General features: G+C 70.0%; 14 protein-coding genes. 9 read left to right on the plus strand and 5 right to left on the minus strand.

Annotated features, from left to right (window positions below):
* Positions 1-137 precede the first annotated feature (137 nt).
* Positions 138-344, minus strand: coding sequence for an acyl-CoA carboxylase epsilon subunit (locus tag ACFV9T_RS36750; protein ID WP_385446876.1), 207 nt, complete (start codon positions 342-344; stop codon positions 138-140).
* Between the two features lie 25 nt (positions 345-369).
* Positions 370-1,965, minus strand: a complete 1,596-nt coding sequence (locus tag ACFV9T_RS36755; RefSeq protein ID WP_385446877.1) for an acyl-CoA carboxylase subunit beta — start codon at positions 1,963-1,965, stop codon at positions 370-372.
* Between the two features lie 182 nt (positions 1,966-2,147).
* Between ACFV9T_RS36755 and ACFV9T_RS36760 the strand changes: the two genes are divergently transcribed.
* The 4 genes from ACFV9T_RS36760 to ACFV9T_RS36775 all read left to right on the plus strand — a co-directional run bounded on the left by ACFV9T_RS36760 (position 2,148) and on the right by ACFV9T_RS36775 (position 7,191).
* Positions 2,148-3,035, plus strand: coding sequence for a biotin--[acetyl-CoA-carboxylase] ligase (locus tag ACFV9T_RS36760; protein ID WP_385446878.1), 888 nt, complete (start codon positions 2,148-2,150; stop codon positions 3,033-3,035).
* A 145-nt stretch (positions 3,036-3,180) separates the two neighbouring features.
* On the plus strand, positions 3,181-4,479 hold the full coding sequence (locus ACFV9T_RS36765; RefSeq protein WP_385446879.1) for an adenylate/guanylate cyclase domain-containing protein: 1,299 nt from the start codon (positions 3,181-3,183) through the stop codon (positions 4,477-4,479).
* Between the two features lie 95 nt (positions 4,480-4,574).
* Complete coding sequence (locus ACFV9T_RS36770) at positions 4,575-6,350, plus strand: cytochrome P450 (RefSeq protein WP_385446880.1); 1,776 nt, start codon at positions 4,575-4,577, stop codon at positions 6,348-6,350.
* A gap of 46 nt (positions 6,351-6,396) precedes the next feature.
* Positions 6,397-7,191: an enoyl-CoA hydratase/isomerase family protein gene (locus ACFV9T_RS36775; RefSeq protein ID WP_385446881.1), complete on the plus strand. Its 795-nt coding sequence runs from the start codon at positions 6,397-6,399 to the stop codon at positions 7,189-7,191.
* A gap of 40 nt (positions 7,192-7,231) precedes the next feature.
* On the opposite strand, the gene ACFV9T_RS36780 is transcribed toward ACFV9T_RS36775, so the two are convergent.
* Entirely contained in the window at positions 7,232-8,860 is a 1,629-nt protein-coding gene (locus ACFV9T_RS36780) for an IS200/IS605 family accessory protein TnpB-related protein (protein ID WP_385446882.1), read from the minus strand.
* 312 nt (positions 8,861-9,172) lie between these two features.
* On the opposite strand from ACFV9T_RS36780, the gene ACFV9T_RS36785 reads away from it, so the two are divergent.
* Together ACFV9T_RS36785 and ACFV9T_RS36790 are read left to right on the plus strand one after the other, a co-directional pair.
* Positions 9,173-10,270, plus strand: a complete 1,098-nt coding sequence (locus tag ACFV9T_RS36785) for a diguanylate cyclase domain-containing protein (RefSeq protein WP_385446912.1) — start codon at positions 9,173-9,175, stop codon at positions 10,268-10,270.
* A gap of 39 nt (positions 10,271-10,309) precedes the next feature.
* Positions 10,310-11,203, plus strand: a complete 894-nt coding sequence (locus ACFV9T_RS36790; protein ID WP_385446883.1) for an alpha/beta hydrolase — start codon at positions 10,310-10,312, stop codon at positions 11,201-11,203.
* Positions 11,204-11,232: 29 nt separating this feature from the next.
* On the opposite strand, the gene ACFV9T_RS36795 is transcribed toward ACFV9T_RS36790, so the two are convergent.
* Positions 11,233-11,979, minus strand: coding sequence for a DUF5919 domain-containing protein (locus tag ACFV9T_RS36795; RefSeq protein ID WP_385446884.1), 747 nt, complete (start codon positions 11,977-11,979; stop codon positions 11,233-11,235).
* 479 nt (positions 11,980-12,458) lie between these two features.
* On the opposite strand from ACFV9T_RS36795, the gene ACFV9T_RS36800 reads away from it, so the two are divergent.
* Positions 12,459-12,776 carry a hypothetical protein gene (locus tag ACFV9T_RS36800; protein WP_385446885.1) on the plus strand — a complete coding sequence of 106 codons (318 nt, stop codon included), beginning with the start codon at positions 12,459-12,461 and terminating at the stop codon, positions 12,774-12,776.
* A 451-nt stretch (positions 12,777-13,227) separates the two neighbouring features.
* Complete coding sequence (hutH, locus tag ACFV9T_RS36805) at positions 13,228-14,772, plus strand: histidine ammonia-lyase (protein WP_385446886.1); 1,545 nt, start codon at positions 13,228-13,230, stop codon at positions 14,770-14,772.
* 18 nt (positions 14,773-14,790) lie between these two features.
* Here hutH and ACFV9T_RS36810 read toward each other — a convergent pair whose 3' ends face one another.
* Entirely contained in the window at positions 14,791-15,090 is a 300-nt protein-coding gene (locus ACFV9T_RS36810) for a hypothetical protein (RefSeq protein ID WP_385446887.1), read from the minus strand.
* Positions 15,091-15,398: 308 nt separating this feature from the next.
* On the opposite strand from ACFV9T_RS36810, the gene ACFV9T_RS36815 reads away from it, so the two are divergent.
* The gene (locus ACFV9T_RS36815; protein ID WP_385446888.1) at positions 15,399-16,649 is read left to right on the plus strand and encodes an Ig-like domain-containing protein; all 1,251 of its coding nucleotides are present in this window, start codon (positions 15,399-15,401) and stop codon (positions 16,647-16,649) included.
* The last annotated feature ends 122 nt before the right edge of the window (positions 16,650-16,771 follow it).

A 16,771-nucleotide genomic window follows, 5' to 3' on the forward strand; every position in this document is an offset into this window, starting at 1 on the left:
CCTCAAAACCCTCAACACAATTTTCTGGTGGCATCTTTTTTTTTATTACCCCCCGGGGGGCCCCGGCTCTCCGCTACCACGGCCCCCACGGGGCGGAGGAACTATTTCCGGGTAGTGCCGGTATGTCGGATGTCGGATCAGGCGGGCCAGTACGTCGTACGCCACGCCTTGGGGCCGGGCTGCGGGACGCGGCGGCTCGGGATGGTGCGGGCCGGGTCGGCCCACTCCTCCGGTACGCCCTCGCTCTGCGCGGCGGTCGTCGCGGCCGCCGCGCGTGCTTGTACGACCGCCAGTGCGGCTGCCAACTCCTCTGGGGTGGGATTGCCCCGGACGATTCGGATCATGGAAACAGCCCTTCCTGTCCTGAACCTAGAGCGGGATGTTGCCGTGCTTCTTCGGGGGCAGTTGCTCGCGCTTGTTCCGCAGGGTGCGCAGCCCCCGCACGATGTGGCGGCGGGTCTCGGACGGCATGATGACCGCGTCGACGTAGCCGCGTTCGGCCGCCGTGTACGGGTTGAGCAGGGTGTCCTCGTAGTCCGCGATCAGTTCGGAGCGGGTCGCCTCGGGGTCGTCGGCGGCCGCGATCGTACGGCGGTGCAGGATGTTGACCGCGCCCTGGGCACCCATGACGGCGATCTGCGCGGTGGGCCAGGCCAGGTTGAGGTCGGCACCCAGGTGCTTGGAGCCCATCACGTCGTACGCGCCGCCGAAGGCCTTGCGGGTGATGACGGTGATGAGCGGGACGGTGGCCTCCGCGTACGCGAAGATCAGCTTGGCGCCGCGCCGGATGATGCCGTTGTACTCCTGGTCGGTGCCGGGCAGGAAGCCGGGCACGTCGACGAAGGTCAGTACGGGCACGTTGAACGCGTCGCAGGTGCGGACGAAGCGCGCGGCCTTCTCGGAGGCGCCGATGTCCAGGCAGCCCGCGAACTGCATCGGCTGGTTGGCCACGATGCCCACCGGGTGGCCCTCGACCCGGCCGAAACCGGTGATGATGTTGGGCGCGTAGAGCGCCTGGGTCTCCAGGAACTCGCTGTCGTCCAGGACGTGCTCGATGGCCCGGTGCATGTCGTACGGCTGGTTCGCCGAATCCGGGATGAGGACGTCCAGCTCCCGGTCCTCGTCCGAGGTCTCCAGGTCGGCCTCGTCGGGGAAGGCGGGCGGCTCGGAGAGGTTGTTGGACGGCAGGTACGACAGCAGCGTCTTGACGTACTCGATGGCGTCCTTCTCGTCACCGCCCATGTAGTGCGCGACGCCGGAGGTGGTGTTGTGGGTGCGGGCGCCGCCCAGCGCCTCGAAGCCGACGTCCTCACCGGTGACCGTCTTGATCACATCCGGTCCGGTGATGAACATGTGCGACGTCTGGTCGACCATGACCGTGAAGTCGGTGATCGCGGGCGAGTACACCGCGCCGCCCGCGCACGGCCCGACGATCAGGCTGATCTGCGGGATCACCCCGGAGGCGTGAACGTTTCGGCGGAAGATCTCGGCGAACAGGCCGAGCGCCACCACGCCCTCCTGGATCCGGGCGCCGCCGCCGTCGTTGATCCCGACGATCGGGCAGCCGGTCTTCAGCGCGAAGTCCATCACCTTCACGATTTTCTCTCCGTAGACCTCGCCCAGCGAGCCGCCGAAGATCGTGAAGTCCTGCGAGTAGACGCACACCGGGCGCCCGTCGACCGTGCCGTAGCCGGTCACCACGCCGTCCCCGTAGGGCCGGTTCTTCTCGATGCCGAAATTGGTGGACCGGTGCCGGGCGAACTCGTCCAGCTCCGTGAAGGACCCCTCGTCGAGGAGCAGGTCGATGCGCTCGCGCGCGGTCAGCTTGCCCTTGGCGTGCTGCTTCTCGACCGCCCGCGCGGAGCCCGCGTGTGTCGCTTCTTCGATGCGGCGCTGCAGATCCGCGAGCTTCCCCGCGGTGGTGTGACGATCTGGAATCTCGGGGGCAATCTCCGGCTCGGACATCGGGATGCGGCTCCTGCTCGTCCTTGGGGTGGATTCTGGGACCGTGACGCTGAGGTTCTGGGGGTCGGTGGGGTTGGTCGGCGGGGTTTGCGCTGGCTGGGCTACCGGTCCGTAGCGTATCGGCGCCTCCGCCGGGTGGCACTGCGTCGTTGGCCACACCTCCTCGTCCTAGGCTGGCCCGTATGACGCCATCTGACACCCCCGGGGGCCCAGGAGATCCACGCGGACGCTGGACGGACCTGGAACGGCCGCCGCTGAACGCGACCGCCCTGCGCCGCGCCCTGGTGCGCCCCGGCGGGCTGTGGACCGAGCTGGAGGTGGTGCAGGCGACCGGCTCGACCAATACCGACCTGGTGGCCCGGGCCGGGGCCGGTGCCCCGGAGGGCGTGATCCTCGTCGCCGAGGAGCAGAACGCCGGTCGCGGCCGCCTCGACCGCGCCTGGACCGCCCCGGCCCGGTCCGGACTGTTCTTCTCCATTCTGCTGCGGCCGGGCGCCGCGGGCGTCCCCACGTCCCGCTGGGGCTGGCTGCCGCTGCTCGCCGGGGTGGCGAGCGCGGGCGCGCTGAGCCGGGCGGCGGGCGTGGACACCGCGCTGAAGTGGCCGAACGACCTGCTGGTGACGGTCGGCGGCCAGGAGAGGAAGTTCGGCGGCATCCTCGCCGAACGGGCCGACGACGCCGTGGTGATCGGGGTCGGCCTGAACGTTTCCCTGCGGGCCGATGAACTTCCGGTGCCGACGGCCGGTTCGCTGGCCCTCGCGGACGCGATCTCCACCGACCGGGACCCCATGCTGCGGGCCGTCCTGCGGTCCATCGAGCAGTGGTACGGGGAGTGGCGCCGCTTCGAGGGCGACCCGGCGGCCTGCGGGCTCCAGGAGGCGTACGCGGCGGGCTGTGCGACCTTGGGACGACGGGTCCGCGCGGAGCTTCCGGGCGGCGGGGCGACCGTCGGCGAGGCGGTCGCGGTCGACGCCGACGGACGGCTGGTGCTGGCCTCGGACGCCGGGGTGCAGGAACCGGTCTCGGCCGGGGACATCGTGCACCTGCGCCCCGCGGCACCGGGGGAGTGAGGAGCAATGAGCAAGCGGACTGGAGAGTGAGCTAGGGCACACCTGACGTATCGTGGTGGCGGTCCGTCCAGTTCGGGGCGGCCGCGGGCCGAACCGGAAGAAGGAACGTAAGGGCAGTGCGCAGGGATCGGACAGGGGGCGGGCGGTGACCGCCGACGACGCGGGTTCCGGCACGGCCGAGGGACGCGGTGTGCGGCGGGACGCCGCCGCGGAAGCCGCCGGGCAGGAAGCCGCCGCCGGACAGGATGTTGCCGGGCAGGACGCCGCCGTACAGGACGCCGCCGTACAGGACCACGCCGTACGGCAGAACGGGGCGCGTGAGGGCGGCCCGGCCGCCGACGCCGCCGCTGCTGAGCCCGCTGAGGACGGTGCCGAGCCCGCCGAGGACGACGCCGACGCCCCCGACCCCATCGCGCTCCGGCTGGAGCAGCTGATCCTCGGCGCCGAGCGGCGCTACACCCCCTTCCAGGCCGCCCGCAGCGCGGGCGTCTCCGTCGAGCTGGCCACCCGCTTCTGGCGCGCGATGGGCTTCGCCGACATAGGGCAGGCCAAGGCGCTCACCGAGGCCGATGTGCTGGCCCTGCGGCGTCTTTCCGGTCTGGTCGAGGCGGGGCTGCTGAGCGAGCCCATGGCGATCCAGGTGGCGCGGTCCACCGGGCAGACCACCGCCCGGCTCGCGGACTGGCAGATCGACTCCTTCCTGGAAGGGCTCACCGAACCCCAGGAGTCCGGGATGACCCGGACCGAGATCACCTATCCGCTGGTCGAGCTGCTGCTCCCGGAGCTGGAAGAGTTCCTGGTGTACGTCTACCGGCGGCAGCTCGCCGCCGCGACCGGCCGCGTGGTCCAGGCGGCCGACGACGCGGAGATGGTGGACCGGCGGCTCGCGGTCGGCTTCGCGGACCTGGTGTCCTTCACCCGGCTGACCCGGCGTCTTGAGGAGGAGGAGCTGGGCGAGCTGGTCGAGGCGTTCGAGACGACGTGCGCCGACCTGGTGGCCGCGCACGGCGGACGGCTGATCAAGACGCTGGGCGACGAGGTGCTGTACGCGGCCGACGACGCGGGCATCGCCGCCGAGATCGGGCTGCGGCTGATCGAGACCCTGACCCATGACGAGACGATGCCGGAGCTGCGCGTCGGCATCGCCTTCGGCACGGTCACGACGCGCATGGGCGACGTCTTCGGGACGACGGTGAACCTGGCGAGCCGGTTGACCTCCATAGCCCCCAAGAACGCGGTCCTGGTGGACGGCGCGTTCGCGGAGGAGCTGAGCCACACCGGGGCGGCCCCGGTGTCGGAGGCGGAGGCGGCGGAGGCGGCCGCCAAGGCCGAGAAGGAGGGCGAGGAGCCGCCCTCGTACCGCTTCGCGCTCCAGCCGATGTGGCAGCGGCCGGTGCGTGGGCTGGGCGTCGTGGAGCCGTGGCTGCTGAGCCGCCGCGGTTGACCGGGATCGCGCGGGGTTGAGCGGCCGGTTGACGAATCTCACCCTTCGCTGAAGTCCGCACAAGCCGGAAAACCGTTCCGCTAGCGTTCGTCGCCATGACCGACGACCCGACCTCAACGGGCGCGGCGGAACCCTTGCACACGCCCGAGTTCGCCAAGGACCCGTCCGCCGTCTACCGGCGACTGCGCGAGACGTACGGCCCGCTGGCCCCGGTGGAGCTGGACCCGGGCGTCACCGCGACCCTGTGCGTCGGCTACGACACCGCGCTGGAGATCCTGCGCCGCACCGAGACGTTCTCCAAGGACCCGCGGCGCTGGCGGGCGAAGAACGAGGGCCGGGTCCCCGACACCAGCCACGCCGGACAGCTCATCCGCTACCGGCCGCAGCCCACCGCGGTGGACGGCGAGGAGCACCGGCGGTACCGCGCCGCCATCGACGACTCCACCAGCCGCATCGACCCGGGCGCGCTGCGCGGCTACGTCGAGCGGATCGCCGACTCCCTGATCGACCAGTTCTGCGACGCGGGCGAGGCCGACCTGATCGCCGAGTACTGCGCGCTGCTGCCGCTGCTCGTCCTCGGCGAACTCTTCGGCTGCCCGCGCGAGATCGCGGACCGGCTCTTCACCGGGCTGGCGCACCTCTTCGACGGTACGGACGTGGCGGAGGCCGACCGTACGATCACCTCGGCGCTTCAGGAACTCGTCGCCCTCAAGCGCGCCCGGCCCGCCGCCGACGTCACCTCCTGGCTGATCGCCCACCCCGAACGGCTCGCCGACCACGAACTCGTCGAGCAGCTGATGCTGCTGACCGCCTCCGGCAGCGACCCGGTGATCAACCTGATCGGCAACGCCCTGCGCGTGCTGCTGACCGACGACCGCTTCGCGGGCGGGGTCTCCGGCGGCAGCATGGTCGTCGAGGACGCGTTGGACGAGGTGCTGTGGACGGACCCGCCGCTGGCCAACCTCGCCGTCCACTTCCCCCGCCATGACGTCACCCTGGCCGGGGTGCGGCTGCGTGAGGGCGCCCCCGTCGTGATCAGCTTCGCCGCCGCCAATCAGGACGCCCTCCGCTCCTCCGACCGCAACCGCGGCAACCGAGGCCACCTGGCCTTCAGCGCGGGCCCCCACATGTGCCCGGGCCGCAGCTCGGCCCGCCTGATCGCCTCGGTGGCCATGGAAAAGCTCCTGGACCGCCTCCCGGACATAGCCCTGGCCCTCCCGGAGGACCAACTGCGCTGGCGCCCCGGCATCTACCAACGAGGCCTGACCACCCTCCCGGTGACCTTCCCCCCAACCCCCACCGAGCCCGAGGCCCCCCAAGCCCCGGCCACGGCTCCGCCCCCGGCCACGGCTTCGGGCGGGTGCCCGGCCTCTGGCGCGGCTACGGCTTCCGGTTCGGCTGCGGGCGCGGCCCCGGCTCCCGGTTCGGCTGCGGCTCCGGCTCAGGGCGCGGCTCCGGCTCAGGGCGCGGCGCCCGACGCGGGCCAAGCCCCGGCCCCCGGTGTGGCTTCGGCTCCGGGCGGGGGCCCGGCCCCCGGTTCGACCTCGGTGCCGGGCGGCGATTCGGCTGTGGGCCCGGTCCGTGGCGGAGAATTCGGCGCGGACCCGACCCCTGGCGCGGCCTCGGCTCCCGGCCCGGCCCCGGGCGTGCCCCAGGCTCCCGGTGCGGTCCCAGGCGCGCCCTTGCCCCCGGCCTCACCCCCAGGCGCCCCCTCATCCCCGGCCGGGGCCCCGGGACCGGCGCCGGATCCGGGGCCGCATCCGGTGCCCTCCTGGGCCTCGGCCCCCGCCGACGAAGCCCCCGGCGAAGCCGACCGGCACCCCCGGCCGTCCATGCTGGGCTTCCTGATGCGGTGGCGGCGGCGCCGGTAACGTAGCCCGGGTTATGGTTCACGGTCGTTAACCGGGAGGGTGCGAGATGGGTGAGCAGCGGTACGGGGAGTGGGTCGCGGTCCGGCGGGACGGGTTCGTGGCCGAGCTGGTGCTGGACCGGCCGAAGGCCATGAACGCGGTGTCCTCCGAGATGGCCAGGAGCATCGCGGCGGCGTGCGCGGCGCTCGCGGAGGACCGTTCCGTACGGGCCGTCGTGCTGACCTCCACCCACGAGCGGGCCTTCTGCGTCGGCGCGGACCTCAAGGAGCGGAACTCCTTCTCCGACGCCGAGATGCTGCGCCACCGTCCGGTCTCCCGCGCCGCCTATACGGGCGTCCTGGAGCTGCCCGTGCCCGCCGTCGCGGCCGTGCACGGCTTCGCCCTCGGCGGCGGCTACGAGCTGGCGCTGTCCTGCGATGTGATCGTCGCCGACCGTACGGCCGTGCTGGGGCTGCCCGAGGTGTCCGTCGGGGTGATCCCGGGCGGCGGCGGTACGCAGCTGCTGCCGCGCCGGGTCGGTGCCGCGCGCGCCGCGGAGCTGATCTTCTCCGCCCGCCGGGTGCCCGCCGCGGAGGCGCACGCGCTGGGGATGGTGGACGAACTCGTCGCGCCGGGTGAGGACCGTACGGCCGCGCTGGAGCTGGCCGGACGTATCGCCGCGAACTCGCCCGTCGGCCTGCGCGCCGCCAAGCGGGCGCTGCGGCTCGGGCACGGGCTGGACCTCCCGACCGGGCTGGAGATCGAGGACGCGGGGTGGCGGACGATCGCCTTCTCCGGCGACCGGGCGGAGGGCGTGGCGGCGTTCAACGAGAAGCGCAAGCCGGAGTGGCCCGGGGAGTGACCGGGGCCCGGGGGCTTGGGCCTCGACATTCTTACCGTTCCTAAAGACTGAGCGGTAGTGAGTCCTGGTTCCAGGACTCGTGCTCAGCCGGGTGCCCCGGACGGTGTTGGGCACCCTGGTCGCCCGCGTTCGCTCCGCCTCCGGCGCCGACGGATCGTGTCCGTGGTCCGGGAATGCGGGGGCGGGTTTCCTCACGCCCCGGGAGGCCCGATGCGGCCTGGACGGTCCGATGCCCCGCACCATCGCTCTGGTGATGCGGGGGCGGTGCCGTCCGTCGCCGGATCGGGTGCCCCAGGGCGCGCCTTCCGATCGCCACCGCTGCCGCGTGATGGCGAGTGGTCTTCCTGTTCTGGCTGGTGAGGGGCTTTTGCCAGTGCTGGGCGCCCCACTTGGAGGTGTACGCGGGGTCGATGGCCACGATGGTGATGCCGAGTTCGGTCGCCATCGAGGCCAGCCGTGCCCGTAGCTTGGAGGTGGGCATGCCGGAGATCAGCTTGCGGAACCGCTTCCGCCTGCCGTGCTTCTCCCGGGTCTTCTCTGCCCGGAAGTCCAGGTCCTCGATCGCGATGCTCAGGTTGTGGCGTTTGGCCCAGTGCAGCAGGCGTACCAGCGCGTGCCGTACTTGTGCGTCGCGGTGGGTGGCTGGTCCGTTCAGGTCGAAGGCGAACCGGCGCGGGTCGCCGACCGGGTTGCCGCAGTTGTCCAGGCGCCATGCCGCGAGGTGGTCGGCGTTGGTATCGACGCCGATCAGGCCATCAGCGCGGGCGTGGGCCAGTGGAACGGTCTTGACCGGGGGGATGGTCCAGGAGGCGGTGATGTACCAGCGGTGGCGGGCCGCGTCCAGGTGGATGCGGTAGGCCACGGCCCGGTTCGCCGCCACACGGTCGGCCCACTCCGCGCCCCGGTGACGGAAGGCGACGGCGCCGGTGAGGACATACCTGCCGTGCTGGGCGTTCGCCAGATGCGCCAGCGGCGCCGGAAGCTTGATGCTGACCTGACCGTCCGGGGTGATGCGGATCGTCTCGTTCCCCAGCCGTTTTGCGTTCTCGCCGTCGGCCTGGAGGAACCAGCGTTCAGCCTCCCATTGCTGCCGCCATTCGGCCTCGGTGAGCTGTGCTTGTTCGAGGTGGTGGCGGTTGCGGGCCAGCCGCTTTCCTCCTCGCACCACGCGCACACGGCCCGCTTCGCGGTCGGCTCGCTGGGCAGCGAGCCGGTCTTCAAGGAGGTGCAGGCGGCGTGCCTTGGTGAACCACTCCTGTCGGGTGCGGTAGCCGCCCGGGCTCCGCTTGGTTCCCTTTGCGCCCACCGGCAGGGACAACCGGTGCGCGATGGTGCGCACACCGGCTTCCAGGGTCTGGATGTGGGCGTACTGCGCACGCCGCGATAACGCCCACTGGTCGTGCGTGGCCTTGGTGATACTGCCCGCCCACCGCGACGAGGAATCCCCGGTCACAGCGCGTTTACGCGCCGCCCACGAGTCCGCGGAGTGCTTCAGCCCCTCGGCACAGCGCCGCTTGAGGTCGCGCGCAGCCAAGGTCCCAAGATGCGCGCCGACCAGCCGCAAAACCTCCTCGTCCCCCACGGTCAGGCCCTTGAGCCGCGTACGGATCGCGACACCGGACGGACCGGGGACGACGAACGGCGCCGACAGCTCACGCAGCACACCCACCCTGTCCCCTCCCTTTCCGCGAGCCCGGCGGCAAGACGCCTGTCACCCACCCAACGACCACACCCGCGAAAAGGTCACGCTTTCGATCTAGGAACTTCCGTTCCCTCCTCTGGAATCGCGCAGTCCACAGCCCGGATACTGCCTCACACGCTAGAACGCACTCATACGCACGCAATCAACAACAGTTTGCAACCCTTGAGTGCAGAGCGGACATGTGGTGAGGAATGCGAGGCCGACGTGACGGACAACGGGGATGACGGGGGACGCGGGGTCGACCGGCGGTTGCGGGCGGTGGTGGGGCTCGCGCAGGCGATGGCGGCGGCGCCCACGCCGCGCGACTCGGTCGGCGCCGCCGCCGAGAGCGCGCGCCGCGCGCTGGACGGCACCTTCGCGGCGGTTTCGGTGTGGGAGCGGGAGCGGGGCCGGTTGCGGGTCCTGGTGAACGCGGGCGAGCTGATGCCGGGGGAGGAGCCGCTGCCGGAGGACGAGTCGTATCCGGTGCACGACTTCCCGGAGATCGCGGAGTTCCTGCACGAGCGGTGGGCGGCGGGCGGCGAGCCGCACGCCTGGGTGGAGACCGCCGAGGGCACCGGGCCCGGCCCGGCCTCGTACTGCCACCAGCGCGTGGCCGCCCTGCGGCGGCGCGGGCGCGGCTCGTGCGTGGTCGCGCCGCTGGTGCTGCACGGTCGGGCGTGGGGCGAGCTGTACGTGGCGCGGGCGGCCGGGAGCCCGGTGTTCGACCGGGGCGACACCGACTTCGCGACCGTCCTGGCCTCGGTGGCGGCGGCCGGGCTCGCCCAGATCGAACGCCTGGAGGAGGCCCGCCGCCTGGCCTTCACCGACCCCCTGACCGGTCTTGGCAACCGCCGGGCGGTGGACATACGGCTGGACGAGGCCCTGGAGGCGTACCGCGAGCACGGCACCGTGGTGACCCTGGTGGTGTGCGACCTCAACGGCCTCAAGCGGGTCAACGACACCCTTGGCCACGCGGTGGGAGACCGCCTGCTGGAACGTTTCGGCACGGTGCTCTCCCTGTGCGGTGCGATGCTGCCGGGCGCCCTGGTGGCGCGACTGGGCGGCGATGAGTTCTGTCTGCTGGGAGTCGGTCCACCGGCGGACGAGGTGGTGCGGGTGGCCGATGAGCTGTGCCGCCGGGCGGCGGAGCTGGAGATGGGCGAGGGCGTCGCGTGCGGGATCGCGTCGACCGGCGACCCGATCGGGCCCGTGGCGTCGGCCCGCCGCCTGTTCCGTCTGGCGGGCGCGGCCCAGTACCGGGCGAAGGCGGCGCGCTCCCTCAAGCCGGTGGTCGCGGGCCGCGAGGGCGGCCCGGACGACCCGGTGATCCGCCTGGCCGACACCCCCGCGGACCGCCCCCGAGAACGCCGCCGCTTCCGGGGCCGCCGCCCGTAGCCGCAGCGCTACGCTCGCGTCATGCCTACGTCTCACAGCGTGACGCTTCGGACGCTCGATGGCCTTCACCTGGCGGGCACGCTCGTGCGCCCCGATGCGCCAGGTTCGCGTGGTGTCGTGCTGGTGCACGGTGGGGGTGTGACCCGCGAGGAGGGCGGGTTTTTCACGCGCCTTGCCGAGGGGCTGGCTGAAGGCGGTGTGGCGTCTTTGCGATTCGACCTGCGCGGCCATGGTGAAAGCGAAGGCCGACAGGAGGAGCTGACCCTGGCCTCTCTCCTCAATGACATTCGGGCAGCCATCGCCTTTGTTCGCGAGACCGCGGGTGTCCAGGAAGTCACGTTGCTGGGTGCCAGCTTCGGTGGCGGTATCTGCGCGTACTATGCGGCCAAGCGCTCGTCAGACCTTTCGCGGCTGGTCTTGTTCAATCCGCAGTTGGATTACAAATGGCGCACCATCGATACCCGGTCTTATTGGGTCGATGACTCGATCAGCGAGGAAGCAGCTCAGCGGCTGTCCGAAGACGGGTTCATCCAATTTACGCCGACGCTGAGGCATGGGCGGCCTCTGTTCAATGAGGTTTTCTGGCTGCATCCGCATGAGGTGCTTGGTGAGGTGCAGGCCCCAACGCTCATGGTGCATGGCACCGAAGACACGTTCGTGCCCGTTGGATTGTCGCGCGCTGCTGCGCGGAAGTTCGGTGGCGGCTGCGAACTCATCGAGATTGAGGGGGCGCAGCATGGTTTCGCTGTGCACGACGACCCGCAGTACCTGAACCCGCAAAGTCAGGAGTGGCAGGCGTTCGTCATCCGTTCCGTGACCGACTGGGTCACTGCAGGCCGACCACGCCAACGGCTCAGCATCTGCAGCGCTTCACCAAGTACCCGCATGGTGCGCGCCGAGGTCGCTCGGGTCGCGGTCGGCGCGCATGAGTAATTCATAGGCAGTGTCGAATTTCTGCTCGATCAGTGCGCGGAGGGTACGTATTCTACCGGTGCGCCCCTGGACCACAATTCCTCTGCGTGTTCGGCGAACCGGTCAAACATGCCGCTGTCGCCATGCTTGCGCAAGTGCAGAAGAGGGGAGTCATGCCCGACCATGCGGGCGAGATGCGGAGTGACCAACGCTTGATTGTCGAACCGAAAAACGGATAGTGAGACGTGATTAGCGGCATCGGCTGCTGCCGAGAACCGCGCCTCTATCCCTTGAACAGTTCCCAGCTTCGCGAGGTTTTCCAGCGTGACGCGAATGCGCGTGGAAACCGTAAGCGATACATCCTCGATCTGTTCGCGCTGACGCGTTACTTCACAGTCAGGATTGCCTAGCAGGAACCTGACCCGGCACCCGCTTTCTGCTTTACGTTGCAATGTGGTTGCGAACGTTGGCTGTTCCAGCCAGAGGAAATAGTTTGTGTAACCGGCGAAGAAGAGTTCACCCGAAGATTCTGTAATGAGTTCGCGCCACACTGTCGATGGGCATGCCGAGCGATACGGGTAAGAGTGGATAATTTCCCGGTCGGCACCAGTTTTCACGCGGTCTTTGATTGCCTTCGGCCAGATCATTTCTTCACTCACTCCCAACGCCATGCAGGCGTCCTCACGGTTCTGCGCGTGTGGAATCAGGGCTGCGTCCGCGATCCAACGTTCGACCGTCTTTCCGGAGACCCCGACGCGTGATGCAAGTTGCCGTGCCGACAGTTTGGCGTCAGCCATAGCTGATCGTAGGGCAGTGTTCAAGGTCTCCCCCTCGGACGTTTGGGCGTTCTTCAACGCTACCGCCTGAACGTCCCAACTGTCCCTAGACATGGGCGGATACGTCTTTGAGGGGTTGGCAGGCTGCCTAGACGCAAGGCCCCCGGCGACCGCGCGAACGGCCCCGGGGTATGTCCGATCTGAATGGAGCAGACCGACATGCAATGCCTATCACGACTACCCGAACGGGTGAGAGAGGCCCTGTTCGGGCGACACACCCCCGGCAAGCACAGTCGCACCTATGTGGCGCCCCCTGTGCATGCCGTGCCTGTTTCCGCCCGGGCGTCTGAATCGATGGCGCTTGATGGACACGCACTCGCCATGGTGCGCCCCTATCTTGTGGCGCATGAGCGGAGGCAGGAACGGAAGCGACGCCCGCAGCGCACGCGCTCTCTCGTACTGGCGACTGTGGGTGTCGACTTTCTGCCGGAGGTGCATCGATGAGCGACCGGGAACCGGCGCGGCTGCTGCCATGGCATTCAGAAGGCGGGAAGCGGTGTTTCCTTGCCCCTGGCAGTGAGGGCGGACTTATCTGGCGGCTCGCTGACCAGATGGAAGCCGTTCAGCTCACGACGGGCGCTGAGGTGCTGAACCATGCGCGGAAGATCCTGAGCGACCCCAAGGCTTCCACGACCGAGTTGCGTAACGTCGGCGCGCGGCTGTCCGAGTGCCTGAGCGACGCTCTGCGGGTCGCTGAAAGCAGGGGTGCCCGGTTGCCCATGACGGACTGCGAGAGCACCGTTGAGGTGACCTCGTGACCCGCTCAGTGACGCGTTTCGTGCCGCACACCATCCGACATGTGCCAGGCGGCGGAGTCACATACGAAGCGTTCTGCACCGCATCCGGCTGTGGCGAGGAATCCGGTCCGCAGGAAGAGCAGGAGGCGGCACAGCAGTGGTGCCTACGCCATACCGGCCGGACTGGTCATGATCTCTTCCGCCGAGTGGTGACGGACCATGCGCGGGTGACGCGGGAGGAATAGGAGCCCGGGACCGGTACCCCGGCCGGTGCGGAGAACGCCCCCAACTTCCAAAGTGATCTGGGTAGTTGGGGGCGCTTCGCTGCGTCTAGAGCATGCGCGAGATCATCGCGGAATGCTCGCGAGAGCGTGCGGGTCGGAACTCCGGTGGGGGCGGAGACTCCGCCCCGGTGTGCGGCGGAATGGCCGCGGGGTGACACTTGGGGATTCACTCTCTAGGGTGCCTGAATATGGATATGCACACTGTGGTGGTGGGAACGTCCGGGACGCGCGCCGAGGACGTTGTCGCCGTGGCGCGGGGCGGGGCTCGGGTTGAGCTGGCGGAGGAGGCGGTCGCGGCCGTCGCCGCCGCGCGGCGGGTGATTGATGACCTGGCGGCCAAGCCCGAGCCCGTGTACGGCGTCTCCACCGGTTTCGGCGCGCTCGCCGTGCGCCACATCAGCCCCGACCTCCGCGCCCAGCTGCAGCGCAACATCGTGCGGTCGCACGCGGCCGGGATGGGGCCGCGGGTGGAGCGCGAGGTGGTGCGGGGGCTGATGTTCCTGCGGCTCAAGACGCTCGCGTCCGGGCACACCGGGGTGCGGCCCGTGGTCGTGGAGACGATGGCGGCGCTGCTCAACGCGGGGATCACGCCCGTCGTACACGAATACGGCTCCCTCGGCTGCTCCGGCGACCTCGCGCCGCTGTCCCACTGCGCGCTCGCGCTGATGGGGGAGGGCGAGGCCGAGGGCCCCGACGGGGAGGTGCGGCCCGCCGCGGAGCTGCTGGCCGCGCATGGCATCGAGCCGGTCGAGCTGCGGGAGAAGGAAGGCCTCGCGCTGCTGAACGGCACGGACGGGATGCTCGGCATGCTGGTGATGGCCTGCGCCGACCTGGCGCGGCTGTACACCGTCGCCGACGTGACGGCCGCGCTGTCGCTGGAGGCGCTGCTCGGTACGGACCGGGTGCTCGCACCCGAGCTGCACGCCATCCGCCCGCACCCCGGCCAGGCGGCCAGCGCGGACAACATGCTGCGGGTGCTGGACGGTTCCGGGCTCACCGGGCACCACCAGGACGACGCGCCGCGTGTTCAGGACGCGTACTCGATCCGCTGCGCCCCGCAGGTCGCGGGCGCGGGCCGGGACACGCTCGCGCACGCCCGGCTGGTGGCGGACCGGGAGCTGGCGTCCGCCGTGGACAACCCGGTGGTGCTGCCGGACGGCCGGGTCGAGTCGAACGGCAACTTCCACGGCGCGCCCGTCGCGTACGTCCTGGACTTCCTCGCCGTCGCGGCGGCCGACCTCGCCTCGATCGCGGAGCGCCGTACCGACCGGCTGCTGGACAAGAACCGCTCGCACGGGCTGCCGCCGTTCCTGGCGGGCGACCCAGGCGTGGACTCGGGGCTGATGATCGCGCAGTACACCCAGGCGGCGCTGGTGAGCGAGCTGAAGCGGCTCGCGGTGCCCGCCTCGGTGGACTCGATCCCGTCCTCCGCGATGCAGGAGGACCACGTCTCCATGGGCTGGTCCGCGGCGCGCAAGCTGCGCACGGTGGTGGACAACCTGACCCGGGTGCTCGCGATCGAACTGGTCGCGGCGGCCCGCGCGGTGGAGCTGCGGGAGGGCCTGGTGCCCGCGCCCGCGACCCGGGCGGTGCTGGCGGCGGTGCGCCGGGCGGGCGTCGAGGGCCCGGGCGGGGACCGCTACCTCGCGCCGGACCTGGCGGCCGCCGAGGCGTTCGTACGGTCCGGGAAGCTGGCGGAAGCGGTCGAGTCGGTGACCGGGCCGCTGGCCTGACGGAGCACCTTCAAGAGATCAGGACGCCTCCGGGCGCGTACGGCGCGCGGAGGCGGTCACCATCGTGACCCCGAGCCCCAGGAACGCCGTGCCTCCGGCGAGGTACGGGGTGACGTCCACGCTGCCGGTGTCGGCGAGGTTTTCGTCCGGGACGGCCTCGGTACGCGGTTGGGAGGACGGAGCCTCGCTCCGGGAGCTGCCGGAGGACGACGACGGGCTGTCGGTCTCGACCGTCGCGTTGGCGGACGGGACGAACCACAGGGCGCACAGCAGCGAACCGGCTGCGGCGGCGGTCAGCAGCGGTCGGCGTGCGGACACAACGGCATCCCCCTTGAGGCTGCGGCCAATTGACCCTGTGTGCCCGATCGTAGTGACTCACAGAGGTTGAACGGTAGCGAACCGGGTCGGCAGCCCGCTCCGCACCGTATGACTAATCCTGGCCTGTCATGGTTTGTCCGTATTCACGGCGCTGCGTCATAAGCTGGACCAGCGTCTTTGCTAAGTGGCCTCGCGCACAGTTTTACTGGGCGTGGAACCGACCAAAAGGTACAGGCGTTCTTCCTGGATAGGTCTTGCTGGATAGGTCTTGGGTTTCTGGGGTCCAGTCGTAAATGGAGATACGTGTGATGACGTACGGCAAGCGCCGTAGGGGGCTGGTGGCCGCGGCCGCCGTGCTCAGCGGCGTACTGACTCTCGCCGCCTGTGGCGGGGACGGCGACAGCAGCGACAGCAAGGGCGGTGGCAAGGGGCAGTCGCAGGTGGACGAGGCGGCCGCCAAGGACGCCTCCGACGCCCAAATCAAGATCACACCGAAGACCGGTGCGACGGATGCGGGCATCAACCGCGACACCAAGGTCAGCGTCAGCGGCGGCAAGCTCACCTCGGTGACCATGACCTCCAAGGCCGACGGCTCAGAGGTGGCCGGATCCATATCGTCCGACGGGACCTCCTGGAAGCCGGACGGGCAGCTGGAGCGGTCCACCCAGTACAAGATCAGCGCTTCCGCCAAGGACTCCGACGGCCGCAAGGCCACGGAGCACTCCTCCTTCACCACGGTCTCTCCGTCCAACAGCTTCATCGGCAACTTCACGCCGGAGGACGGCTCGACGGTCGGAGTGGGCATGCCGGTGTCGATCAACTTCGACAAGGCGGTGACCAACAAGAAGGACGTCCAGGACCACATCAAGGTCACCTCCAGCAGCGGCCAGGAGGTCGTCGGCCACTGGTTCAGCGGCCAGCGGCTGGACCTGCGCCCGAAGGAGTACTGGAAGGCCAACTCCACCGTCACCCTGAAGCTCGACCTGGACGGCGTCGAGGCGTCGTCGGGTGTGAAGGGCGTCCAGGAGAAGACCGTCACGTTCAAGGTCGGCCACTCGCAGGTCAGCACGGTCGACGCCAAGGCCAAGACCATGAAGGTCGTGCGTGACGGCAAGCTGATCAGGACGATCCCGATCTCGGCCGGAAGCCCCGACAACACCACCTACAACGGTCAGATGGTGATCTCCGAGAAGTTCAAGGAGACCCGGATGAACGGTGCGACGGTCGGCTTCACGGACGACGACGGCAAGGGCGAGTACGACATCAAGGACGTGCCGCACGCCATGCGGCTGTCCACCTCGGGCACCTTCATCCACGGCAACTACTGGGGCGCCAAGTCCATCTTCGGCAGCCAGAACACCAGCCACGGCTGTGTGGGCCTGGCGGACACCAAGGGCGCGGGCGACCCGAACACGCAGGGCGCCTGGTTCTACGACAACTCCCAGATCGGTGACGTCGTGGTGGTGAAGAACTCCAACGACCAGACCGTGAAGCCGGACAACGGCCTCAACGGCTGGAACATGGACTGGAGCCAGTGGGTGGCGGGCAGCGAGGCCTGACACCGCGTCTGACCTTCTCCGCCGGGGGGGGGGGCCCCCCGGGGGGGGGGGGGCCCCCCCGGTTTTTTGGGTTGCGTGGGGGGGCGGCCGCCCCAATAACCCCCCCCCCCCCCCACCAATGG

Source organism: Streptomyces sp. NPDC059850 (assembly GCF_042731515.1).
Lineage (GTDB): Bacteria > Actinomycetota > Actinomycetes > Streptomycetales > Streptomycetaceae > Streptomyces.

Coding starts and splice junctions, on each gene's coding strand:
- ACFV9T_RS36760 (WP_385446878.1), top strand. CDS start 2,148: ATGACGCCATCTGACACCCCCGGGGGCCCAGGAGATCCACGCGGACGC.
- ACFV9T_RS36795 (WP_385446884.1), bottom strand. CDS start 11,979: ATGGCTGACGCCAAACTGTCGGCACGGCAACTTGCATCACGCGTCGGG.
- ACFV9T_RS36815 (WP_385446888.1), top strand. CDS start 15,399: ATGACGTACGGCAAGCGCCGTAGGGGGCTGGTGGCCGCGGCCGCCGTG.
- ACFV9T_RS36775 (WP_385446881.1), top strand. CDS start 6,397: ATGGGTGAGCAGCGGTACGGGGAGTGGGTCGCGGTCCGGCGGGACGGG.
- ACFV9T_RS36770 (WP_385446880.1), top strand. CDS start 4,575: ATGACCGACGACCCGACCTCAACGGGCGCGGCGGAACCCTTGCACACG.
- ACFV9T_RS36750 (WP_385446876.1), bottom strand. CDS start 344: ATGATCCGAATCGTCCGGGGCAATCCCACCCCAGAGGAGTTGGCAGCC.
- ACFV9T_RS36785 (WP_385446912.1), top strand. CDS start 9,173: ATGGCGGCGGCGCCCACGCCGCGCGACTCGGTCGGCGCCGCCGCCGAG.
- ACFV9T_RS36755 (WP_385446877.1), bottom strand. CDS start 1,965: ATGTCCGAGCCGGAGATTGCCCCCGAGATTCCAGATCGTCACACCACC.
- hutH (WP_385446886.1), top strand. CDS start 13,228: ATGGATATGCACACTGTGGTGGTGGGAACGTCCGGGACGCGCGCCGAG.
- ACFV9T_RS36800 (WP_385446885.1), top strand. CDS start 12,459: ATGAGCGACCGGGAACCGGCGCGGCTGCTGCCATGGCATTCAGAAGGC.